General features: G+C 62.4%; 18 protein-coding genes. 4 read left to right on the top strand and 14 right to left on the bottom strand.

Features of this window, described 5'->3' with window-relative positions:
• Positions 1–25: 25 nt before the first annotated feature.
• Positions 26–1,177 carry a hypothetical protein gene (locus MNR02_RS03725; protein ID WP_241948128.1) on the top strand — a complete coding sequence of 384 codons (1,152 nt, stop codon included), beginning with the start codon at positions 26–28 and terminating at the stop codon, positions 1,175–1,177.
• 8 nt (positions 1,178–1,185) lie between these two features.
• On the opposite strand, the gene MNR02_RS03720 is transcribed toward MNR02_RS03725, so the two are convergent.
• Positions 1,186–2,016, bottom strand: coding sequence for an RNA methyltransferase (locus tag MNR02_RS03720; RefSeq protein ID WP_241948127.1), 831 nt, complete (start codon positions 2,014–2,016; stop codon positions 1,186–1,188).
• Positions 2,017–2,022: 6 nt separating this feature from the next.
• Positions 2,023–2,412, bottom strand: coding sequence for a hypothetical protein (locus MNR02_RS03715; protein ID WP_241602151.1), 390 nt, complete (start codon positions 2,410–2,412; stop codon positions 2,023–2,025).
• A 35-nt stretch (positions 2,413–2,447) separates the two neighbouring features.
• Between MNR02_RS03715 and MNR02_RS03710 the strand changes: the two genes are divergently transcribed.
• Entirely contained in the window at positions 2,448–3,491 is a 1,044-nt protein-coding gene (locus MNR02_RS03710) for an RluA family pseudouridine synthase (protein ID WP_241948126.1), read from the top strand.
• Between the two features lie 235 nt (positions 3,492–3,726).
• Positions 3,727–4,632, top strand: coding sequence for an RNA polymerase sigma factor RpoH (gene rpoH / locus MNR02_RS03705; RefSeq protein ID WP_241602148.1), 906 nt, complete (start codon positions 3,727–3,729; stop codon positions 4,630–4,632).
• 84 nt (positions 4,633–4,716) lie between these two features.
• Here the strand turns inward: rpoH and MNR02_RS03700 are convergent, their stop codons facing one another.
• Both MNR02_RS03700 and MNR02_RS03695 read right to left on the bottom strand, forming a co-directional pair.
• Positions 4,717–6,966, bottom strand: coding sequence for a hypothetical protein (locus tag MNR02_RS03700; RefSeq protein ID WP_241948125.1), 2,250 nt, complete (start codon positions 6,964–6,966; stop codon positions 4,717–4,719).
• A gap of 69 nt (positions 6,967–7,035) precedes the next feature.
• Positions 7,036–8,331 (bottom strand): adenylosuccinate synthase, encoded by a 1,296-nt coding sequence (locus MNR02_RS03695; protein WP_241948124.1) that lies wholly within the window; start codon positions 8,329–8,331, stop codon positions 7,036–7,038.
• A gap of 214 nt (positions 8,332–8,545) precedes the next feature.
• On the opposite strand from MNR02_RS03695, the gene MNR02_RS03690 reads away from it, so the two are divergent.
• Positions 8,546–9,439: a DMT family transporter gene (locus tag MNR02_RS03690; protein ID WP_241948123.1), complete on the top strand. Its 894-nt coding sequence runs from the start codon at positions 8,546–8,548 to the stop codon at positions 9,437–9,439.
• 64 nt (positions 9,440–9,503) lie between these two features.
• On the opposite strand, the gene serA is transcribed toward MNR02_RS03690, so the two are convergent.
• The 10 genes from serA to tolB form a co-directional block, all read right to left on the bottom strand.
• Positions 9,504–11,099, bottom strand: a complete 1,596-nt coding sequence (serA, locus tag MNR02_RS03685) for a phosphoglycerate dehydrogenase (protein WP_241948122.1) — start codon at positions 11,097–11,099, stop codon at positions 9,504–9,506.
• A 76-nt stretch (positions 11,100–11,175) separates the two neighbouring features.
• Positions 11,176–12,357, bottom strand: coding sequence for a phosphoserine transaminase (locus MNR02_RS03680; RefSeq protein ID WP_241948121.1), 1,182 nt, complete (start codon positions 12,355–12,357; stop codon positions 11,176–11,178).
• 179 nt (positions 12,358–12,536) lie between these two features.
• Positions 12,537–13,367, bottom strand: a complete 831-nt coding sequence (locus MNR02_RS03675) for an outer membrane protein (RefSeq protein ID WP_241948120.1) — start codon at positions 13,365–13,367, stop codon at positions 12,537–12,539.
• Positions 13,368–13,544: 177 nt separating this feature from the next.
• Positions 13,545–14,375 (bottom strand): outer membrane protein, encoded by an 831-nt coding sequence (locus tag MNR02_RS03670; RefSeq protein ID WP_241948119.1) that lies wholly within the window; start codon positions 14,373–14,375, stop codon positions 13,545–13,547.
• 244 nt (positions 14,376–14,619) lie between these two features.
• Entirely contained in the window at positions 14,620–15,972 is a 1,353-nt protein-coding gene (gene glmM / locus MNR02_RS03665) for a phosphoglucosamine mutase (RefSeq protein WP_241602126.1), read from the bottom strand.
• Between the two features lie 285 nt (positions 15,973–16,257).
• A complete protein-coding gene (gene ftsH, locus MNR02_RS03660) occupies positions 16,258–18,180 on the bottom strand; it encodes an ATP-dependent zinc metalloprotease FtsH (RefSeq protein ID WP_241602123.1) in 1,923 nt (640 codons plus the stop codon).
• Between the two features lie 201 nt (positions 18,181–18,381).
• The gene (gene tilS, locus MNR02_RS03655; protein WP_241948118.1) at positions 18,382–19,668 is read right to left on the bottom strand and encodes a tRNA lysidine(34) synthetase TilS; all 1,287 of its coding nucleotides are present in this window, start codon (positions 19,666–19,668) and stop codon (positions 18,382–18,384) included.
• A gap of 14 nt (positions 19,669–19,682) precedes the next feature.
• Positions 19,683–20,681 (bottom strand): tol-pal system protein YbgF, encoded by a 999-nt coding sequence (gene ybgF / locus MNR02_RS03650; protein ID WP_241948117.1) that lies wholly within the window; start codon positions 20,679–20,681, stop codon positions 19,683–19,685.
• 152 nt (positions 20,682–20,833) lie between these two features.
• Complete coding sequence (pal, locus tag MNR02_RS03645) at positions 20,834–21,373, bottom strand: peptidoglycan-associated lipoprotein Pal (RefSeq protein WP_241948116.1); 540 nt, start codon at positions 21,371–21,373, stop codon at positions 20,834–20,836.
• 240 nt (positions 21,374–21,613) lie between these two features.
• Positions 21,614–22,918, bottom strand: coding sequence for a Tol-Pal system beta propeller repeat protein TolB (gene tolB, locus MNR02_RS03640; protein ID WP_241948115.1), 1,305 nt, complete (start codon positions 22,916–22,918; stop codon positions 21,614–21,616).
• Between the last annotated feature and the right edge of the window lie 13 nt (positions 22,919–22,931).

The following is a 22,931-nucleotide window of genomic DNA, read 5'->3' as shown; positions in this document are numbered from 1 at the left end:
CGTTTGGCGCCTGTTAGGTAGATCCGTGATCGAGTATGCCCTTCTCTTCGCGCTCGGCTTCCTCGCCGCCACGCTGACCGGCCTCCTTGTCGCGCCGGCGGTTCAAAAGCGCGTCGTAAAGTTCACCGAAGACCGCATGCGCGCCACCATGCCGCTCAGCCCGCAGGAAGTGCGCGCGCAGAAAGACATGGCTCGCGCTGCTTTTGCCGCAGAAAATGCCCGGCTGGCGCAGAATGTGCGCCGTGAACGCGAAAAGCGCACCCAGGAGATGGTCCGCAGCGAAAAGCTTCTTGCCGATGCCGCCGCCGTCGGCACGGAAAATGCCGAGCTGCACGCGCAGATCGCCGACATGAACATCGAGGCCGGCGACATGCGTTCGGCGCTTCGCCGTGAGGAGATGAAGAGCGAGCAACTGCGCGCCGCCCTTGCCAATGCCGACCGCGAGATCCGCGCAAGGCTTTCCGATATCGAACGCCTCAACGCTACGATCGCGCATTTCGAAGCCGATATCGACAATATGAAAATCGACCTCGCTACCCGCGACACCACGATCGAGGCCTTGAAGAGCCGCATCACAAATCTGAAGGACGAGCGGGACAAGGCACGCGACGACCTTAAGACGGTGGGCGAGAAGGCAAAATCGCTGGAGCTTCGCGTGTCGCGCGAAGAGGGCCGCTCGCGCCAGCTGGAAACCCGGCTGACACGCGAGCTTGCCGGCAGCGCCGACAAGGACAATGCCATCGAGCGGCGTATTGCCGAAATCGATCGCCTTCGAGACAAGGTGAAGACACTGACAGCGGAAAACAAGGAAGCGGCCAAGGCCGCGCGCACCACGGGGCTTGCCCATACCATCGCCGCCAACAGGATCACGCCGCGTCGCCCCACCAAGGCCAAGTCGGCACCGCCGGTCGATATCGCCACGCTGGAAGAGGAAGTCCGAAACCAGGGCACCGCACTGACGGAGCGGCTGATGGCTGCCGGCAACGGCGGCAACGACGCGGCGCTTCGCGAGGAAATGGCGGATCTCGCCAGCAAGATGATCGTGCTGACAGCCGCGCGCGAAGGCGCCAGTTCACCTGTCCACGACCTGCTCGCAACGATTGACCCTTCGCTTGAAGGCGACGATAGAAGCCTGGCAGGCCGGGTCCGCGAACGGCTTGGCAGCGACGAGGGCTGATCGGCCCCTTAGCCGACACGCCCCATAGCAAGAGCAATCTGGTAAAGTGCGATGCCGCTGGCCGTCGCGACATTCAGGCTGTCGAGGCCCGGCCGCTGGGGAATGCGGGCCGTGCGGAAGGACGAGAGGATACTGGCCGGCAACCCCTCCCCCTCGGTGCCCAGCACCAGCGCAATACGTCGCGCCGCCGGAATGGCCGACACGGACACCGCACCGCGCGGCGAAAGCCCCCAGATCTCGAAACCTGCCGCCGCAAGCCGCTCCAGCATGACCTGAGCCGCAAACCCGCGCGAGAACGGCACGCTCAGCACGGAGCCGACCGAGACGCGGATGGCCTTGCGATAAAGCGGGTCGCAGGACGTCTCGTCGAGAAACACGGCGTCGGCCCCGAAGGCGGCGGCATTGCGGAAGATCGATCCGACATTGTCGTGGTTGGAGAGGCCACAACCGGCAAGCACCAGGCTCGTCTCCGGCAGGCGATCCATGAGGGAGGCCGTCCGCTCTACCGGCGGCTTGCGGCCGAGGGCAAGCACACCGCGATGCATGTTGAAGCCCGCGACGGCATCGAACACCACCTGAGATGCGACATAGACCGGCACGGTGTCCGGAAATGAAGCCAGGATATCTGCAACGCCTGAAAGGCGATTTTCCAGAAGCAGGATCGACTCGGCGGCAAAACCGTTGGCCAGCGCTGCGGGCTGGCCGAGCATGCGTAGCACCACCGTGCCCTCCGCGATGAAAAGGCCCTCACGGCCCGTCAGGTCACGCTCGCGGATGGAGACAAAGCCGGCAATACGCGGATCAGCCGGATCGTCGATGCGGACCGGTGCGGCGGCCATACCGGATCAGTTGCCCGTCACGTCGATCTCGGCGACGATGCGGCCGGCCGCGATATCGAACACCAGCGCCTTGCGCGCGCCGCCCGGCATGACACCGTAGAAGAGAATCTGGCCACCCGATTGCGATACGGCCGACACCGCAAATCCATCGGGCAGCACCGCCGTCGCCTTGACCGGCGCATCGCTCGGAACGGACAGGCCGCTTGACGTCGCCACCGCTTCCGGCTTGCCATCCCGCGTGTTGATCTTATAGACAATGGCAGCAAGCACCGCCAGGAACATCAGGAACATGATGCCGCCGGAGATCAGTTGCAGGCGCATCATCTTGCGGCGGACGTTTTCCATGACCGGGTCGAGCGGCTTGTCTTCCTGATCGTCGTTTTCGATGTTGGACATGGCGGCGCCCTTCCGGCAATGAGTATAATTGAACGATGACCGACCCCTTTAAAGAAGCCGACGCCACAAGAAAAGTCCTGACCGTGCCCGAAGATGCCGAGGGACGCATCGATGCGTGGCTGGCCGCCACCCTTGCTGGCGACTTTTCGCGCAGCCGCATCAAGGCGCTGATCGAGGAAGGCGCAGCACTCGTCAACGGCAAGGTCACGACGGAGCCGAAGCGCAAGATCCAGCCGGGCGACGTGGTGGAGCTGGCGCTTCCCGCCCCGCGCGATCCCGAACCCAAGGGCGAGGATATTCCCCTTGAGGTGCTCTATGAGGACGACGACCTGATCGTGCTGGTCAAGCCGGCCGGACTGGTGGTGCATCCCGGCGCCGGCAATTGGACCGGGACGCTCGTCAATGCGCTGATCGCCCATTGCGGAACGAGCCTTTCCGGCATCGGCGGCGTGCGGCGTCCCGGCATCGTGCACCGGCTCGACAAGGAAACGAGCGGCGTTATGGTCGCCGCCAAGAACGATGCCGCCCACCGCCATCTCTCGGACCAGTTCGCCGATCATGGCCGCTCCGGCCCGCTGGAACGCGCCTATCAGGCCGTCGTCTGGGGTCGCCCTCGCCAGCTCAAGGGCACCATCGACGCTCCGCTCGGCCGAGGCAACGACCGCACCAAGCGCGCCGTCAAGCGCGAGGACGCCGATGACGCGCGCGAGGCCATCACGCACTACACGGTGGTCGAGCGCTACATGGAGACAGAGGCGGCGACCAGCCTCGCCTCTCTCGTCGAATGCCACCTGGAAACCGGCCGCACGCACCAGATCCGCGTGCATATGGCCCATATCGGCCATCCGCTAATCGGCGATCCCGAATATGGAGCGGCCTTCCGCACCAAGGCCAACCTGCTGCCCGAAAAGGCCCGTGCCGTCGTCAACGGTTTCCACCGGCAGGCGCTGCATGCCTTCATGCTGCAGTTCGAGCATCCGACATCTGGCGAAACCATGCATTTCGAAGCGCCGCCGCCTGCAGACATGGAGCAGCTGATCAACGCGCTGCGCGGTATGGATGAAGCCGATACCCCTTGATTTCCCGGCCCTGCTCACCATTTGAGCAGGGTGCGCAAAGCCGTCCGTCATCGCCGCCTTCACGCAGCCGTGAAGCGTGCGGCGTCTTGAACCATTGTTTCGCCATACCTATCTTTAGGATCGTGGGGACGCCATGTCCCACAGGGAGCGTGGTTGCTGACGGGGAGCCTGTTTCAGGATCAAGCTCCATACCAAGGCTTGCCTCAATGGAAGCCGTCTCAGAAAGGGGTGCTGAATGGCCCGCAATACACTGCCGTCTATCACGTCTGGAGAAGGTGGTCTCAACCGCTATCTCGACGAAATCCGTAAATTTCCGATGCTTGAGCCGCAGCAGGAATACATGCTCGCCAAGCGCTATCAGGAACACGACGACCGCAACGCCGCCCATCAGCTCGTGACGAGCCACCTTCGTCTCGTGGCAAAGATCGCCATGGGCTATCGCGGCTACGGCCTGCCGATCGGCGAAGTCGTCTCCGAGGGCAATGTCGGCCTGATGCAGGCCGTCAAGAAGTTTGATCCGGAACGTGGCTTCCGCTTGGCAACCTATGCCATGTGGTGGATCAAGGCGTCGATTCAGGAGTATATCCTGCGTTCGTGGTCGCTCGTGAAGATGGGCACGACCGCCAATCAGAAGCGCCTGTTCTTTAACCTGCGCCGGATGAAGAGCAAGATCCAGGCCATCGACGATGGTGATCTGCGTCCCGATCAGGTCAAGGAAATCGCGACCAAGCTGAAAGTGTCCGAGGAAGAAGTGGTCTCGATGAACCGCCGCCTGTCCGGCGACGCATCGCTGAACGCGCCCATCAAGGCGTCGGAAGGCGATTCCGGCCAGTGGCAGGATTGGCTTGTCGACGACCACGACAGCCAGGAACAGACGCTCATCGAGCAGGACGAGTTGGAAACGCGCCGTGCGATGCTTGGCCGTGCCATGCGCGTGCTGAACGACCGTGAGCGCCGCATCTTCGAGGCTCGCCGCCTTGCGGAAGATCCGGTCACGCTGGAAGAGCTCTCCTCCGAGTTCGACATCAGCCGCGAACGCGTCCGCCAGATCGAGGTCCGCGCCTTCGAGAAGGTCCAGGAGGCGGTGCAGAAATACGCGGCCGAACAGGCCAATGCCGTTCGCGTCATCGAAGACGCCTGAGGCGCCAGCGATATCAGAAATGAACAAAGGCCCGGCAGCAATGCCGGGCCTTTTCTTTTGCGGTTCCAACTGGCGTGGAGGCTGCTACTGGCTGCTGCCCGCCGCTGCCCAGGCGCGCATGACCTTGTCGAACGCTTCGGAGCCGGCCGTTCCCTTATCGAGGGTCAGCAGGGCGCGGCGGCCATTGCGGTAGGTAATCGGGATATCGATCCACGGTCGCGTGCGCAGGAGTTCCGTGTTCTTGGCAATTGCCTCCGGGAAGTCGTTCAGCGCGATCATGTGGAAATCGTCGGTGATCTTCGCCGGCACGGCAATGAGTGCATCGCCACGATCCTGCTCGGTCCGCTTCATCGCCACGCGCTGCACGCTTTCGATGCCGCCGCCCTCGAAGTTCTCCGGCAGGGAGAAGACGAGTTCGATGATATGGCTCGCGGGCAGAGAATTGTCGGCATTGCGGCGGAAGGTGACAAGCGCCGTCAGGCCCTTGGAGGGCACATTGATCTGCGCGCGCACAACCGGCTCCGGCTTGGCGTCTCCACCCGGTGATTCCTCGCCGGACGACCATGCGACGGTGCCTTCGATTGCGGTCGGCGACGTCTGGCCGAGCCGCTCTTCATAGAGGAACATCTTCTGCGTCACGCCGATGGCGGCGGCCTGCTCGCCGCCGGCTGCCGTCGTCTGCGTGTCGGTTCCGGCAGCGGTCGCACCACCCGGGGTCTGCGCAGTGCCATCGGTCGCGGTCGCAGCGGCCTCGCCGCCCGTGGCCGGCGTACCGGCGCCGACGGCAGCAGATGCCGATTCCGTCGTCTGCGCGGCAACGGATTTGCCTTCTTCCGCCGTGCCGTCGAGCGCCTGCGCGGGGCCGTTGTCGACCTCCGTGCCGTCCGCCAGGAGGCGTTGGGTAAACTTGCCGCCGCTTGACGGTGTGACGGCAGCGACTTCCGTGCCGCCCGCCGTATTGTCCTGCGACGTCTGTGCGGTTTCGGCGGGCGGGGTCTCGGCAGACACGCCGCGTGTACCTTCGGCCGTTTCAACGGGTGTGTCATCGTTCGCAGAACCGGAGACCGAGGCCACGAGATTACCGACCCAGCCGTTCACAGCATCGCGGTTGAACCAGTATGCTGCGCCGGCACCGCCAACAACCGCCAGCAACGCAACGGTGGCGGCGAGCGCCCCGAGATTGAGGCGGGACTTGCGGGGTTCGGTGCGGAACGAGCGTTGTGGAGCGCGTGCCGTATCAGCCGTCGAAATGGACGATGCCGCAGCCGACGACGATGCATCGCCAGCAACATTGGCCTGCGATGCCGCAGCCGCCGTCGCAACGGCGGCCGGCGTGGTGCCAAGCAGCGTGTCGAGATCGCTCCAGCTGCCGGCATGGGCAGATTTTTCGGGCTGGCTTTCAACGCTTTTAACGTCTGCGCCCTTGTCTTGCGGCCATTCCCAAGCGAGCAGATCAGGTTCCTGCGCGGCCGGCACCGACTTTTCCGCCGGTGTTTCAAGGGAAGGCTGTTCATGCCACTCCCACTGCGCATCGACATCGGGCAGGCGCGCATCGGCGACCGGCTCGGCCTCGGGGACCTGCGCGTCGTGCACCTCGTAGTCGTGATGCGGGGCGGGATCGAAAGCCTCGGCGGTCTCGACCGCCGCTGGCATCGCCGCCGACTGACGCTCGGCCTCAGGCTCCTGCCAGGACGGCACATAATCGTCCGCCGGCGTTGCTTCCACCTGCCACGACGGCTCCGAACGGGCCTCGACGATTTGCGGCTCCGGCTCCGTTTCGAGCGCGGGTTCGATATAAGCGACCGGTTCGTCTACCGGCGCGCCCTCGGTGAAGGCGTCCTCACGATGGTCTTCTACCGGCTCAGGCGCGGGTTCATCAGCCACTGGCTCATCGTGATAGGCCTCGGGCTGATAGGCATGCGTCTCGGCCTCGACCGGCTCTTCCGGCTCGGATACGTCAGCGACCGCTGGCGGAGCGTCATAACGCTCTTCCTCGACCGCTGCCTGTTCTTCGACAGCTTCGCCGGCAGGACCCGGATCCTCGACGACAGGCTCCGGCTCGACTGCTGCGACCGGTGCAATTTCCTCGATGGGCTCCGGCGCAACCTCCTCGACCGGCAGCGCTTCGGCATGGTCGATTTCCACGCTTTCGATCGCCGCTTCCAGCTTGTCCAGCTGGCGCTTCATGAGGTCATCGGAAGGGCGCGGGTTCATGGATTCAAGCTGGCGGCGAACCGCGCCGCGCGCCTTGTCATAAACCTTCTGCCGCATCTCGGCATTGTTGTCCGAGAGGCCATCAACGGCCCTTCGAATGACTGCTACAAAATCCGCCATCAGAACTTTCCATCGTGTCCGCGCACTATCCCATTGGAATAGGTCGCGGAACTTGTTTTGATTTTGAGATTAATCCTCAAACGGGTCCGTCACAAGTATGGTGTCGTCACGTTCCGGGCTGGTCGAAAGCAGCGCGACCGGCGCGCCGATCAGCTCCTCGACCTGACGGACATACTTGATCGCCTGTGCCGGCAGGTCCGCCCAGCGGCGTGCGCCGACGGTCGATTCCTTCCAGCCTTCCAGCGTGATGTAGATGGGCTCGACACGAGCCTGCTGACCCTGGCTGGCCGGCAGGTAGTCGATCTCCTTGCCGTCGAGCTTGTAGCCGACGCAGATCTTCAGCTCGTCCAGACCATCGAGAACGTCGAGCTTGGTGAGCGCGATGCCGGTGATGCCGTTCGTCTTGACCGTCTGGCGCACGAGAACCGCATCGAACCAGCCGCAACGGCGCGGGCGACCGGTGTTGACGCCGACCTCGCGGCCGACCGTCGCCAGGTGCTTGCCGATCTCGTCTTCCAGCTCGCACGGGAAAGGACCTTCGCCGACGCGGGTCGTGTAGGCCTTGGTGATGCCCAATACATAGTTGATCGCCGTAGGACCAAGGCCCGAGCCGGCCGAAGCCTGCCCGGCCACCGTGTTGGACGAGGTCACGAACGGATAGGTGCCGTGGTCGTTGTCAAGCAGCGCGCCCTGCGCGCCCTCGAACAGGATGCGCGCGCCGGCCTTGCGCTGCTTGTCGAGTAGATCCCAGACGCGGTCGACATAGGGCAGGATGTGCGCGGCGACGGCGGACAGCTCCTCTTCGATCGACTCGACGGAGATTTCCGGAAGGTCCATGCCGCGGCGCAGCGCGTTGTGGTGCGTCAGCAGGCGCTCGATCTTCGGGCGCAGCGTCTCGGGCTCGACGAGATCGATGACACGGATGGCGCGACGGCCGACCTTGTCTTCATAGGCAGGGCCGATACCGCGACGGGTCGTGCCGATCTTGGTGCCGCTGGCCGAAGCCGCGTCCTCGCGAAGCGCGTCGAGATCGCGGTGAAGCGACAGGATGAGCGGCGCGTTGTCGGCGATGCGCAGAACGTCCGGCGTGATGGCAACGCCCTGGGCCCGCAGCTTCTCGACTTCTGCGACGAAGTGGTGCGGATCGACGACGACGCCATTACCGATGACGCTGAGCTTGCCGCGCACGAGACCGGAGGGCAACAGGGCCAGCTTGTAGCTGATGCCGTTGATGACAAGGGTATGGCCGGCATTGTGACCGCCCTGGTAGCGAACGATTACCTCGGCCCGTTCCGAGAGCCAGTCGACAATCTTGCCCTTGCCCTCGTCACCCCATTGCGAACCGACAACCACCACACTTGCCATTTCATCTTTCCCGTTTTCGCGCGAAAACGCATGGACACATGCGTGGGCGCCAGACTTCAAACCCGCGCATCTATACTGTGTTGTCTTTGGGAATGCGACCCTGTTATGACGGCCGGCATCCGCTTTTTGAGTGACTTCCCGCGCTTTTTCGCCTTATCTGTGGCACCCGCCGGCGCCCCTTCGTGCGCCGTTCCTTCATCGAGACAATACAGCCGTGAACAGCAGAGCCTATTTCTACCTGTGCATCACCGCGCTTTTCTGGGGCGCGAACTCCGTGGCGGGCAAACTTGCCGTCGGCCATGTGAGCCCGATGGTTCTGACGACATACCGCTGGATCGTCGCGCTCCTCATCATCCTGGCGTTCCTGCTGCCGCAGGTGAAACGCGACTGGCCGATCATCCGCAGGCATTGGCTCCAGCTGCTGCTGTACGGCGCCGTCGGTTTTACGGCGTTCAACGCGCTACTCTACACGGCACTGGGCTATACCAGCGCCATCAATGCCGTCATCGAGCAGGCCGGCATTCCCATGTTGATCTTCGTCTTCAACTTCGTGCTGTTTCGCATACAGGCGTCTCTCGCACAGGTTTTGGGCTTTAGCGTGACGCTGATCGGGGTTCTCATCACCGCCTCGCACGGCGACTTCTCGGCGCTGGCGGAACTGGAATTCAATTTTGGCGATGCGCTGATGCTGCTCGCGGGCATCGTCTACGCCGCCTATACCGTTGCTCTGCGCTGGAAACCGGACCTGCAGTGGCAGGGTCTTATCGCCGCTTCCGCATTCGGCGCCCTGCTCAGCGCCATCCCGCTGTTCTTCTGGGAGCTGTCGCGGGGTGCTGCGATCTTTCCGGATACCACCGGCTGGGCAGTGGTGCTCTATGCCGGAATCTTCCCATCCCTGCTTTCGCAGGTGCTCTACGTGCGCGGCGTCGAGATGATCGGCGCCAACCGTGCCGGACTGTTCATCAACGCAATTCCCATCTTCGGAACAATCCTTTCGGTGCTGCTGATCGGCGAGACGTTGCACTTCTTCCATGTCATCGCCCTGCTCTTCGTGCTGGGCGGCATAGCGATAGCCGAATGGGGCCGCCCCAAGGAAAAGACAGCCTGAGAAATGCACAAGGCCCGCATGTAAAAAACTGCGGGCCTTGGCTTTCGTCTTGGGAGGACGATGGTCAGTCGACGTTGAAGACCAGCGGCTTGATCTGGCGGATTGCCGAATTGGCGCGCAGCTTGTTCAGCACGTCCTCAGACACGGCAGCATCGACATAGAGCAGCGCGATGGCGTCGCCGCCCTGCTTGTCACGGCCGAGCTGGAAGTTGGCGATGTTCACGCCGGCTTCGCCGAGCGTCGTGCCGATGAAGCCGATCATGCCGGGAACGTCGGTGTTGGTGATGTAGACCATGTGGTTGCCCACGTCGGCATCGAGATTGATGCCCTTGATCTGGATGAAGCGCGGCTTGCCGTCGGAGAAGACGGTGCCGGCGATGGAACGCGTCTGGTTCTCCGTCTTTACCGTGAGGCGGATATAGCCGTCGAAGACGCCCGACTTGTCGCGCTTGACCTCGGACAGGATGACACCCTTTTCCTTGATCATGACCGGGGCCGAGACCATGTTCACGTCGGAGACCTGCGAGCGAATGAGGCCGGCCAGCACCGCGCTGGTCAGCGCCTTGGTGTTCATCGACGCGGTTGCGCCGTCATAGAGGATCTCGATTTCCTTGATCGCGCTTTCCGTGACCTGGCCGACGAAGGCGCCGAGCACGTCCGCAAGACGGATGAAAGGCTTCAGGATCGGCGCTTCCTCGGCCGTGATCGACGGCATGTTGATAGCGTTGGAAACGGCGCCCTTGATGAGGTAATCCGACATCTGCTCGGCGACCTGCAGGGCCACATTTTCCTGCGCTTCCGTGGTCGAGGCGCCGAGATGCGGCGTGCAGACGACATTCTCGAGACCGAAGAGCGGACTTTCGGTTGCGGGCTCCACTTCGAAAACGTCGAAGCCGGCGCCAGCGACATGGCCGGACTTGATGGCTTCGGCAAGGGCTGCCTCATCGACGAGACCGCCGCGGGCGCAGTTGATGATGCGCACACCCTTCTTGGTCTTGGCGAGTGCTTCCTTGCCGAGGATGCCGCGGGTCTTGTCGGTCATCGGAACGTGCAGCGTGATGAAGTCGGCCCGGGCGAGCAGGTCGTCCAGTTCAACCTTCTCGACGCCCATTTCCACGGCGCGCTCGGCGGACAGGAAGGGATCGTAGGCGATGACATGCATGCCAAGGCCGATCGCCTTCTTGCAGACGATGCCGCCGATATTGCCGGCACCGATCACACCCAGAACCTTGCCGGTGATCTCGACGCCCATGAACTTCGACTTTTCCCACTTGCCGGCCTGCGTGGAGGTATCGGCGGCGGGCAACTGGCGGGCGACGGCGAACATCAGCGCGATGGCGTGCTCGGCGGTCGTGATCGAGTTGCCGAAAGGCGTATTCATCACGATGATACCGCGGCGCGAGGCGGCCGGGATATCGACATTGTCGACGCCGATGCCGGCGCGACCGATGACCTTGAGATTGGTCGCAGCGGCGATCAGCTTTTCCGTCGCCTTCGTGGCCGAGCGGATGGCGAGACCGTCATAGTTGCCGATGATTTCGGCAAGCTTTTCCTTATCCTTGCCGAGCTTCGGCTGGAAATCGACTTCGACGCCGCGATCGCGGAAGATCTGGACGGCGGTTTCCGACAGTTCGTCGGATACGAGTACGCGAGGTGCCATGAGAGGCCTCCTTCAATGAAACAGGGGAAATAAGATCAAAGGTGGCTTCGCCCAAGGGACGAAGCCGGTCGCGAGATCAGGCCGCAGCCTTGGAAAGCGTCACCTTCTGGGTCTCGAAAGCCCAGGTCAGCCAAGGCATCAACGCCTCGAGATCGGCGGTGTCGATGGTGGCACCAGCCCAGATGCGCAGGCCCGAAGGAGCATCGCGATAGGCGCCGATGTCATAGGCGACACCCTGCTTGTCGAGGAGAGAGACGAGGCCCTTGGCGAAGGCCGCCTGCGCATCGGCGTCGAGCGCCAGCACGTCCCTGTCGGCGATGGTCAGGCACACCGAGGTATTGGAGCGGGTCGCGGGGTCCTTGGCAAGATTGGCGATCCAGTCGTTCTGTTCGACGAAATCGAAGATGACCTTGGCATTGGCATCGGCGCGGGCCATCAGGCCCTTGAGGCCGCCGACTTCCTTGGCCCACAGCAGCGCATCGATGTAATCCTCGACGCAGAGCATGGAAGGCGTGTTGATCGTCTCACCCTGGAAGATGCCCTCGATGATCTTGCCGCCCTTCGTCATGCGGAAGATCTTCGGCATCGGCCATGCCGGCGTATAGCTTTCCAGACGCTCCACGGCGCGCGGCGACAGAATGATGACGCCATGTGCGCCCTCGCCGCCGAGAACCTTCTGCCAGGAGAAGGTGACGACATCGAGCTTGGCAAAATCGAGGTTCTGAGCGAAAGCGGCCGAAGTCGCGTCGCAGATCGTCAGGCCCTTGCGGTCGGCCGGGATAAAGTCAGCGTTCGGCACACGCACGCCCGAGGTCGTACCGTTCCAGGTGAAGACCACGTCACGGTCGAAATCGATCGTGGAAAGGTCGGGGAGCAGGCCGTAATCGGCGGTAATTTTGCGCGTGTCGGCAAGCTTCAGCTCCTTCACGACATCCGACACCCAGCCCGAACCAAAGCTTTCCCATGCGACCATATCGACGCCGCGCGGGCCAAGCAGCGACCAGAGCGCCATTTCGACAGCGCCGGTGTCCGAGGCGGGCACGATGCCGATGCGGTAATCCGCAGGCACTTCCAAAACTTCACGGGTGAGATCGATGGCCTGCTTGAGCTTGGTTTTGCCGATCTTGGCGCGGTGCGAACGACCGAGCGGAGCATCGGAAAGCGCGTCGAGCGACCAGTTGGGGCGCTTCGAGCACGGGCCAGAAGAGAAATGGGTATTGTTCGGACGTACGTCCGGTGCGGTGACGGTCTTCGTCATGATCGCTATCCTTCCAGATAGATAGCTCCTCGTTGGGGAGGAGTGTCCCGCCGCCGTGAATATGGAAAACCACTATTTTCGTCAAGAGGTTTCTGTCGCTATCGAAAAATAATCCGGCGCAAACGAAGACGGCGCGCCGGTTGCCCGACGCGCCGCGAGGAAGACGGGATTGAAAGGATTTACCAGGTGTTGACGCGGATACCGGCACGTATCTCGTGCTTCTGGAAACCATCGTCACGACCGTTGACGGCATCGATGGAAGTTCCGAGCCCACGCCCGCTGAAGGCCTTGCCGCCCGCCGTGTCGGAGAATCGATATCCGAAATCGAGCTTCACGCGCTCGGTCAGATCGACGGATGCGCCGGCCATCAGAGCGTAGGTGAAGCGCCAGCTGTCCTCGCCCTTGAGGCCGACGGCACCGTTGCTTGCGCCCGCGCAGCTGCCGGCGCCATCCAGGCAGACCGGAAGGACGCTGGTGTCGCTCCATTTCACGTAGGTCGCACCGGCACCGATGCCGACATAGGGCGTAATGCCTGCGACCGTGCCGAGATCGACATATCCGTTGGCCATGACGTTCACGGCGGAATAGTCGCCCTTGTAGTCGAAACGGCAGTTCGTGCCGCCGGGCGCGCCCGCAGCGCAGCCGCCGGAGAACGCCGAATCGCCGGACATGTCGCCGCTGAAGAAATCCGTCGTCAGGTCCGCACGGCTGAAATCGCTGAACTGGTAGCCCACGCCGACACCATAGGAGACCGGCTTGGAGAAGCGCGCACTGTCGAACGGTTGCGAGAACGTTCCTCCACCTGCCCGCTCCGCCGTGTAATCGGGCCTGTCGGTACTGCCCCAGCCGGAATAACCGAGGTCGCCGCGAATGTACCAGCCCTGCGCCAGCGTCGTCTGGGAGACGTCGATTTCCGGCGCGTTGATGATATCGAGGTCGCCGGCAAGGGCGCTCGTGGCAAGCAGGCCGGCGAAGGCCGCGATGACAGGCGATGCGATGCGACGGACCATGATCTCTATCCTTGCAGCCGAAAGCCGGCGATTGAGCCATCGGCGCAGGCCGAATCCGACACGCTACACCGTTGATTAACCATATTCGTTAACCGGTGAAAAAACGGTTAAGCGTCGCCTCGACGCAAAAAGGCCGCCCTTTCGGACGGCCTTCGAATTTCAAATTGCGGAAATGGATTACTTGTAGACGGGCTGCTCGATCGGGATATCGGCCGGCGGAATGTAAGTCGCCGTTTCGCAGCCGTTGAAGGAGTAACGCAGACCGGCGCGCGCTTCGTGGCTGTAGAAACCCTTGTCGTAACCCGGACCGCCATTTGCAACGTATCCGAACATGTCACCCTTGGTGACGTGGCGGAAGCGATAGCCAACATCAGCCTTCAGGTTGCAGGTCAGGTCGATCGCCGTACCGGCCATCAGGGCATAGGTGAAGCGCCAGCTCTTCTTGCCGCCATGTTCGGTCGTGCTGCAACCCGGATTGCCAGGATCGTCGCAGATTGTGTTCCGCAGCTTGTTCCACTTGACATAGGAGCCACCGATACCGCCACCGACATAAGGCGTGAAGACGCCATACTTGCCGATATCGACATAGGCGTTGGCGAGCAGCGTCAGTGCCGTCAGCGAGCTCTCATCGCTCGACGTGCAGGGAGAGCCACCGCAGTCGCCGCTGGTGCTGCCGCGGAACTTCGACTTGAACATATAGTCAAGCGTCAAGTCCGTACGGAAGTGGTCGGTGATCTGGTAACCGACACCACCGCCGATGATGAAGCCGCTTTTCAGCTTGGCGGTGTCGAAATCACGGTCAAGGCCGTTGGAGCCCTGGAAGTAGTGCGCACCGCGCAGCTTGTTGTAGGACCAGCCCGCATCGCCGCGCAGATACCAGCCGCCCGTCTCTACGATGGCGGTTTCCTGGACCGGTGCCTCGATAACCTGCGGCTGATAGATATCGGCCGCATAGGCCGACGTGCCTGTCAGCAACACGGCCGCGACGCCACTCAAAACTTTCCTCATCGCCTGACTCCAATAGGCTTGCGCTTGGCACGCCCGGCACCCCGGTCCCCAAGCCCTTCGATCAGGCGTGGATAATGAAGAAGAAAGGTTAAGGGGCGATTAACTACAAAGATTTACCCTGTTCATTAAATTTCGTTTACCAATTCAGTAAAGTTTTAAATAAAATTGCTGGATCGACTTCAAGACAAAAGAAAAGGCCGAAGCATTGGCTCCGGCCTTCTAGAACACTTGAAAGAGGAATGCCTCAGGCGGCGTTGCGTACGGCGCCGATCACGCTGACGAGTTCGTCCACGATGCGCTCGACCTGGGCGCGATCGTCGCCCTCGGCCATGACACGAATGAGCGGTTCTGTGCCGGACGGACGGATGAGCAGACGGCCGTTCTTGGCGAGTTCACTCTCCGCATCGGCAATGGCCTGCAAAACGGCGGCATCTTCGAGCGGCGCGCCAGCCTTTACCCGGACGTTCTTCAGCACTTGCGGAACCGGCTCGAAGCGGTTGCACACTTCGCTGACTGTCTTGCCGCTGCGCTTGACGCAGGCCAGGATTTGCAGGGCGGCGACGAGGCCGTCCCCCGTCGTGCCGAAATCGGAGAGCACGATGTGGCCCGATTGCTCGCCGCCGACATTGTAGTCGTTCTGGCGCATATGCTCGACGACGTAGCGGTCGCCGACCTTTGTGCGCTCAAGGCCGAGGCCCCTGCCCTTGAGGAAGCGCTCGAGGCCGAGATTGGACATGACGGTGGCGACGATGCCGTTACCACGCAGCATGCCGTCTGCCGCCCAGCTTTCGGCGATCACGGCCATCAGCTGGTCGCCATCGATGATCTTGCCGTTCTCGTCGACGATCTGCACGCGGTCGGCGTCGCCATCAAGCGCGATGCCGATGTCGGCGCGCACTTCATGCACCTTGCGCTGGAGGGTTTCGGGATGGGTCGAGCCGCATTCGAGATTGATGTTGCGTCCATCGGGTTCCGCACCAATCGTCACCACGTCGGCGCCGAGTTCCCAGAGCGCGAGCGGTGCGACCTTATAGGCGGCACCGTTGGCACAGTCGACGGCGATCCGCAGGCCCTGCAGCGTGACATCGCGCGGCAGCGTGCGCTTGGCCTGCTCGATATAGCGATAAATGTCGCCCTCGACGCGCTTGGCCCGGCCGATATCGGCAGGCTTTGCCAGCTGCGTAGAGAGATCGCTGTCGAGCAGTTCCTCGATCTGCATCTCGATGGCGTCTGAAAGCTTGTAGCCGTCAGGGCCGAACAGCTTGATGCCATTGTCCTGATAGGGATTGTGCGAAGCCGAGATCATCACACCGATATCCGCGCGTAGCGAACGGGTCAGCATGGCGACGGCCGGTGTGGGGATCGGGCCGAGCAGGAAGACATCGAGGCCGGCGGCGGTGAAGCCCGCCACCATGGCATTTTCCAGCATATAGCCGGAAAGACGCGTATCCTTGCCGATCACCACCCGGTGGCGATGATCGCCGTTCCGGAAAATCGTGCCAACGGCAATGCCAACCCGCATGGCGAGATCCGGCGTCATCGGGAAGATGTTGGACTGCCCCCGGATACCATCCGTGCCGAAATAACGACGTTTCATGTTCGCTCCTGAAAAAGATCGCAGGCCGGTGCGGCGCTATCCATCCGCAACATGCTCAACCTGCAGCTGTCGCCATGCCATATATCAAGGCGGGCAAGACGGAAACCGTTCAGGCGCGCAACATCACTTTATCCTTAAATGCGCGCGGCCTTCGCGCTTCTTTGCCACAAATGCGGGCAAAGCACATCCACCTGTGCATCAGATTTCATTACAGCCCGTTACCAAAAGAAAACGGCCGGGAACTACTTCCCGGCCGTGTGGCATGCATTATCAAGACGAGCAGTGTTACTGCGGCTGCGGTTCCAGGCCGCCTTCCGGCTCGCCACCCTTCTTGTGGCCCGCCTTCGGTACGGCAGAGCCGCGGCTGGGCGGAGTGTCGTCGCCAAGGTCGCGGGCCGGCTTTTCGCCACGGATCAGCGCCTTGATCTCCTCGCCCGTCAGCGTCTCATATTCGAGCAAGCCTTCGGCGAGCGCCACGAATTCGTGGTGCTGCTCGGTGATGATGCGCTTGGCCTCGGTATAGGCCTCGTCGATCAGGCGACGCACTTCGTTGTCGATCTTCTGTGCGGTCGCTTCCGACACGTTCTTCTGCTGCGACACCGAATGGCCGAGGAAGACCTCCTGCTGGTTTTCGCCGTAAGCGACAAGACCAAGCTGATCGGAGAAGCCCCACTGGGTGACCATCGCACGCGCAAGCTTGGTGGCCTGCTCGATATCGGAGGAGGCGCCGGAGGTGATGTTGTCCTTGCCGAAGGTCACTTCCTCGGCAACACGGCCGCCCATCATGATGGCGAGGCGCGAGACCATCCACTTGTAGCTCATCGAGTAGCGATCGCCCTCGGGAAGCTGCATAACCATGCCGAGCGCACGACCGCGCGGAATGATCGTCGCCTTGTGCAGCGGATCGGCAAGCGGAACCTTGAGCGCGACGATGGCGTGGCCGGCCTCGTGATAGGCGGTCAGCTTCTTCTCCGCCTCAGTCATGGCGGAGGAGCGGCGCTCGGCGCCCATCATGATCTTGTCCTTGGCGTCCTCGAACTCCTGCATGGTGACAAGGCGCTTGTTGCGACGCGCGGCCATGAGGGCAGCCTCGTTGACCAGGTTCATCAGGTCAGCACCGGAGAAACCGGGCGTACCACGGGCAAGAACCTTGAGATCGACATTCGGCGCCAGCGGCACGTTGCGGACATGGACCTTGAGGATGCGCTCGCGGCCGACGATATCCGGGTTCGGCACGACGACCTGACGGTCGAAACGGCCGGGACGCAGAAGCGCGGGGTCGAGAACATCCGGACGGTTGGTTGCGGCGATCAGGATGATGCCTTCATTGGCTTCAAAGCCGTCCATCTCGACGAGGAGCTGGTTCAGCGTCTGCTCGCGCTCGTCATTGCCGCCGCCGAGACCGGCGCCGCGGTGACGACCGACGGCATCGATTTCGTCGATGAAGATGATGCAGGGCGCGTTCTTCTTGGCCTGCTCGAACATGTCGCGCACACGGCTGGCACCGACACCGACGAACATTTCGACAAAGTCGGAACCGGAGATGGTGAAGAAGGGCACGTTGGCTTCACCCGCAACGGAGCGCGCAAGCAGCGTCTTACCCGTACCGGGCGGGCCAACGAGCAGCACGCCGCGCGGAATACGACCGCCGAGGCGCTGGAACTTCTGCGGGTCGCGCAGGAATTCAACAATTTCCTCAAGGTCCTGCTTGGCTTCATCGACACCCGCGACATCCGCAAAGGTGACGCGGCCATGCGCTTCCGTCAGAAGCTTGGCCTTCGACTTGCCGAAACCCATCGCGCCACGCGAGCCACCCTGCATCTGGCGCATGAAGAAGAGCCAGACGCCAAGAATGAGCAGCATGGGCAGCAGGGTGCCGATATAGCTCAGGAAGCCCGACGAGCCATCCGTTTCAGGCCGCGCGCTGACCACGACGTTCTTCGCTTCCAGGCGCTGAACCAGCGAATTGTCGCCGTTTGGCGCGTAAGTCTGGAAGGTAGCCCCCGTCTCGACATAGCTGCCGACGATCTTTTCGCCGGTGATGACGACTTCCTTCACCCGGCTCGCATCGACTTCCTTGAGGAACTGCGAATAGGGAATGTCCCGTGAACCGGTCTGGGTCGGGCTCGTCTGGAACATGCTGAACAATGCGATCAGCAGGAGGGCGATGATCGCCCAGAGGGCGAAGTTTCGGAAATTGGGATTCATCGAACGGTCCGGGCACTTTCCCGGCCGGGCTGTCCCGGCCGCTTCTCTGGTCTCTAACATAGGGTCGCCACGCCGCCTTGCCAAGGCAAAGAGCACGGCAAGCGGGCATTTCTCAAACTATCGTCAACAGGCACGCGACAGCGGCTGTTCTGCCTCCCGCCTGCATCGCTGCATTCTAGCACAACGCCCAAGGCGTGGCCTTCATTCGTTTGGCGGAGAGGGAAACGGCAGCCGGCCGCACAGCACTGCCAGCGCCTGCGCCAGAGGCAGGTCAAAACGCGGCAGAAAATGAGTGTAAGGCGCAATCAACCGCTCCGAAAGCACGGCGCCGTCAGGCACGCGACCGCCATGCTCGAAAATGAGGCGCGGCGCCGCACTTGCAGCCCGCAAAGCAGGTCCACGCAGCCCCTTCCCACCGACCTCATCGGAGGCCGTCACGATAATTGCGCGGCCCCCACGGTTGGCAAGCCGGTAACGGCCGTCCCACAGCGCCACGCCCTCCGGCGGCACAGTCACCGCCGCGATGTCACGGCATTCGCGATAGAGATAAAGCCCATCGCGCCGCCGATCGAACACCACGCGGCCCGCGGTCAGCCGCGACAGCGTGTCGCTGGCGAGGAAAGCGCGAAGCCTCCCGGCAGCCCGCGCCTCGATGACGTGAGGACGTCCGCCCGCCGTTGCTGCCAGCAACAGAAGCGCCCGCCACGCGGCCGGATCGCCCAGTGCCGCTTGAACGCCATCCGGCGACAGTAGAAAGGCCTCACTCGCTGCCTGCACATGGTCGCGCAGGAAATCCGCCCCGCGCAAGGAAAGGGAAAACCGCTGGTTTGGCTCCGTAGCGGAGACCCTGGGGTCATCGCCAGACCGCACCCGCACCCGCTCGAATTTCGGATTGCTGTTGCTGGGATCCTCGATCCAGCCCTGTCCGCGCTCTTGAAGAAACGAGCGGATTTCGGCGCGACCGAGGCCGAGGAATGGCCGAAGCAACCAGATGGCGCTTTCCAGCAGCACGGCGTCCGCCATGCCGGAAAGTCCAACCCCTTCCTGCGACCGTGTGGCGCGCATGGTCACGGTCTCGTGCTGATCGTCCAGGGTATGAGCGGAGAGGATGGCATCGGCGCCCGCTTCGCCTGCGGCATCCACGAGCAATGCATAGCGCTTCGCGCGGGCGGCAGCCTGCAAGCCGGCCTGCGGCTTCAGGCCGCTCCAGCGACGCGTGAGATGATGTACGCCATGATGCGCGCAGACGGTTGCGACCCATTGCGCCTCTTCGGCTGAGCCGGCACGCAAATCGTGGTCGACGGTGCAGGCGCAAAGCCGGATGCCGGGATAATGCCCGCTTGCGCAAAGTTCCGCGAGCGAGAGGAGAAGGCCCAGTGAATCGCTGCCGCCGGAAACCGCGACCAGAAGCGTTACGGGACGCTTGAAACTTTTGAAAAGGCGGTCGGCTGCCTCGATGACGGTATCGTCCGCCCGGGTCACGACCACTCTATGCCCCGCAATCAGCAGGACAGTCGGCTCTGTTCGGAAGAGACCTTGCTTTTCACGGCCTTGGACGCGTCCGGATAGCGCTTGTTTACCTCGCGCAGCGTGGCGCAGGCAGTTTCACGGTTGTCGAGCGCAGCAAGCGACATGCCAAGCTTCAAGAGCATCTCGGGCGCCTTCTTGGACTTGCCGAAGGTCTGATGCGCGTTGAGGAAGGTCTTGGCCGCGTCGTTGAAATTGCCCTGCGAGTACTGCGCCTCGCCCAGCCAGAAATTGGCGTCGGCGGCCTTCTCCGTGTTGGGATAGATGTCGAGATAATCGCGGAACTCGCGCTCGGCGAGCTGGTAATCGCCGGAAAGCACATGCCCGTAGGCGACCTTGTAGAGATCGTCGGGATTGTCGAGCGAAGCCGTCGAGGACTGCGTCGCCTGCGACTGGCCGCTATCGACGCCCGGCAGCGAATTGTCGTTGCCGATCGAAGCGCTCTGGTTGTTGAGATCGGGATTGGTGTCCGCGCCGATCGGATTGCCGTTCTCGTCGAACTTGATGGAGCCGAGCTCCTGCGGCATCGCACCGCCACCGGTATTGGCACGGGTGTTCGCACCGGCGGTATCATCCGCCGGCACGTTGTTCGTTGCAATCTGGCTGTCGGCCGTTCCGCCATTGACCGGCTTGTCGAGCGAGCCGCTCTTTCCGCTGGCGCCAGATTTTCCGCCTTCCAGTTCCTGGAAACGGTATTCGTTGTCTTCCTGCGCCTTGCGGATCTGTTCCTGCATCTGGAGAAGCTGGTAGCTCATCTCCTCGATGCGACCGTTGAGCGTGCGGATCTGCTCTTCAAGCTGGCCGACCCTGGGGTCCATGGCCTGTGCAAGAATGACATTGCCCTTCTCTGCCCGCTCGGCCTTGGCCGTAAAGAGACCGCCTGCCAGCGTGGAGAGCGGCGATGCGCTGATCGGCCCGACAGTGCCCACAACCGCTGCCAGACTGAGAACGCCTGCCGCGACAAGTTTCTTCATCTATCGTCGTCCTGTTGATCGAAAATGCGCCGAAGCACAGGCGCAAGAGTTTTCCAAATGCTCTTAAAAAGCAACGGAGTTCGGCCAAAGTGTGTTGAAAAAAGAAAGGCGGCCTTGCGGCCGCCTCTCCGTTTCTTCCCCTTGGCGGGGAATTACATGCCCGCGCCACCCAGTACGGTGACGGCACGGCGGTTCTGCGACCAGCAGGAAATGTCGTCGCAAACGGCGACCGGCTTTTCCTTGCCGTAGGAGATCGTCTTGATGCGGTTCGCCGGGATACCACGCGAAGCAAGGTACTGGCGGGTCGCGGCCGCACGGCGTGCACCGAGCGCAAGGTTGTATTCACGCGTTCCGCGTTCGTCGGCATGGCCTTCGACCGTGATGCCGTAGTTCGGATAGCGCTGCAGCCACTGGGCCTGACGATCGAGCGTCGCGGCGGCATCGGCGCGAACCGACGAGGAGTCGGTGTCGAAGAAGATGCGGTCGCCGACATTGACCGTGAAGTCCTGCTGCGAGCCAGGCGTGGCCGAGCCGCCGGCCCCGCCGTTCAGGCCGAGATCGCCGGCGCTGTTGGGCAGGTTCTTCTTGGAAGCGCAGCCAGCGAGAGCCAGCGTCATGAACAGAGCGATAACGGCCGGGTTACGGGCGATGGTCTGCATACGGCCAGTGGCCGGGGTATCAATGCGGCTCATGAGCCGGTCTCCTTGCATCAGGTCTAGCGTCAAGTTCGTTGAAGCGTCGGTTTCAATCAGGGTTGCCAGACTGTAACCGCGAGCGGTTAATCCGCATTCAACGATTATGGTTAATGATTGCTTGCAAGACCGTCCCCGGCCCCTCGCATTCCAGTGGATATGGGCCTGCCGCATCTCGCCTCATCCCTGCCTTGCAGGACTTTGCGGCAAGAACGCGGCAGGCCCGTCCCATAAACGTCACTATTCCAGAAGCGGCGACCATGCCGGGTCGGACGCAAAGCCCTTCGTCTGGACCAGCTGTTCGTTATAGCCCGAAAGGTCGATCGAGTAGATCTGCGGACCGCCGGCGCCGGCTGCCTGACGGAAGAACATCAGCACGCGGCCGTTCGGCGCCCAGGTCGGACCTTCGTTATGGAAACCCGTCGTCAGGATACGCTCGCCCGACCCATCCGGCTTCATCACGCCGATCGAGAACTTGCCGCCCGATTGCTTGGTGAAAGCGATCAGATCGCCGCGCGGAGACCAGACCGGCGTGGAATAGGAACCGTCGCCGAAGGATACACGACGCTGGTTCGATCCGTCAGCCCCCATGACATAAAGCTGCGGCCTACCGCCCCGGTCGCTTTCGAACACGACCTGCGCGCCATCGGGCGAATAAGATGGCGAGGTATCGATCGCCGCCGTCGAGGTCAGGCGTGTCGTGGTCCGCGACCGCAGATCCATCGTGTAAATGTTCGAGTTGCCTTCCTGCTGCAGGCTCATGATGACCTTCTGTCCATCCGGCGAGAAGCGCGGCGAGAAGGTCATGCCCGGGAAGTTGCCAACCACTTCACGCTGCCCGGTCTCCAGTTGGAGCAGGTAGACGCGCGGCTGGTTGCCCTCGAAGGACATGTAGGTGATCTCCTGACGGTTCGGCGAGAAGCGCGGCGTCAGCACGATGTCGTTGCCATTGGTCAGCGCGCGTGCGTTGAAACCGTCCTGGTCCATGATGGCAAGCTGGCGCTTGCGGGCGGTCTTCGGACCGCTTTCGGCGACATAGACGATGCGGGTATCGAAGTAGCCCTTCTCGCCGGTCAGGTTCTCATAGATCGCGTCGGCGATGATATGAGCCACACGGCGCCAGTTTTCCGGCTGGGTAAAGAACTGCTGGCCCGTGAGCTGCTGTCCGCCGAAGGTGTCCCAAAGGCGGAACTCGGCACGCAGACGGCCGTCACCTTCCTGCGTCACGCGGCCCGTCACAAGCGCCTGCGCATTGATGACCTTCCAGTCTTCGAAGCGTGGCGGCTGGTCGGGATTGGAAATCTTCTCGATGAAGGCCTGCTTGTTGACAGGCGCGAAAAGGCCGGAACGCTTCAGGTCCGCAGCGATCACATCGGTAATCCGCTGGCCGAGATCACCACTGGCGATGAAGTCGGTCACAGCGATCGGCAGAGGCTCGACATTGCCCTTGTTGATGTTGATTTCAACTCTCGCCGACGCGATCGGCATGGACGCCGCTAGACCGGTCAGCACGATCAGAAATCGAATGAGGTTACGTCTCAGCATGTATCTAGGCCTT

This window comes from Shinella sp. H4-D48 (genome assembly GCF_022637395.1).
Lineage (GTDB): Bacteria > Pseudomonadota > Alphaproteobacteria > Rhizobiales > Rhizobiaceae > Shinella > Shinella sedimenti.
The sequence above is the reverse complement of the archived record's forward strand: the minus strand, read 5'-3'. Positions and strand labels throughout refer to the sequence as shown.

Bases quoted from the DNA above. Each gene is read 5' to 3' on its own strand.
- tolB (WP_241948115.1), bottom strand. From the start codon at position 22,918: ATGCTGAGACGTAACCTCATTCGATTTCTGATCGTGCTGACCGGTCTA.
- MNR02_RS03695 (WP_241948124.1), bottom strand. From the start codon at position 8,331: ATGGCAAGTGTGGTGGTTGTCGGTTCGCAATGGGGTGACGAGGGCAAG.
- ftsH (WP_241602123.1), bottom strand. From the start codon at position 18,180: ATGAATCCCAATTTCCGAAACTTCGCCCTCTGGGCGATCATCGCCCTC.
- MNR02_RS03680 (WP_241948121.1), bottom strand. From the start codon at position 12,357: ATGACGAAGACCGTCACCGCACCGGACGTACGTCCGAACAATACCCAT.
- MNR02_RS03715 (WP_241602151.1), bottom strand. From the start codon at position 2,412: ATGTCCAACATCGAAAACGACGATCAGGAAGACAAGCCGCTCGACCCG.
- glmM (WP_241602126.1), bottom strand. From the start codon at position 15,972: ATGAAACGTCGTTATTTCGGCACGGATGGTATCCGGGGGCAGTCCAAC.
- ybgF (WP_241948117.1), bottom strand. From the start codon at position 20,681: ATGAAGAAACTTGTCGCGGCAGGCGTTCTCAGTCTGGCAGCGGTTGTG.
- serA (WP_241948122.1), bottom strand. From the start codon at position 11,099: ATGGCACCTCGCGTACTCGTATCCGACGAACTGTCGGAAACCGCCGTC.
- MNR02_RS03675 (WP_241948120.1), bottom strand. From the start codon at position 13,367: ATGGTCCGTCGCATCGCATCGCCTGTCATCGCGGCCTTCGCCGGCCTG.
- MNR02_RS03710 (WP_241948126.1), top strand. From the start codon at position 2,448: ATGACCGACCCCTTTAAAGAAGCCGACGCCACAAGAAAAGTCCTGACC.
- MNR02_RS03670 (WP_241948119.1), bottom strand. From the start codon at position 14,375: ATGAGGAAAGTTTTGAGTGGCGTCGCGGCCGTGTTGCTGACAGGCACG.
- rpoH (WP_241602148.1), top strand. From the start codon at position 3,727: ATGGCCCGCAATACACTGCCGTCTATCACGTCTGGAGAAGGTGGTCTC.
- MNR02_RS03700 (WP_241948125.1), bottom strand. From the start codon at position 6,966: ATGGCGGATTTTGTAGCAGTCATTCGAAGGGCCGTTGATGGCCTCTCG.
- MNR02_RS03720 (WP_241948127.1), bottom strand. From the start codon at position 2,016: ATGGCCGCCGCACCGGTCCGCATCGACGATCCGGCTGATCCGCGTATT.
- pal (WP_241948116.1), bottom strand. From the start codon at position 21,373: ATGAGCCGCATTGATACCCCGGCCACTGGCCGTATGCAGACCATCGCC.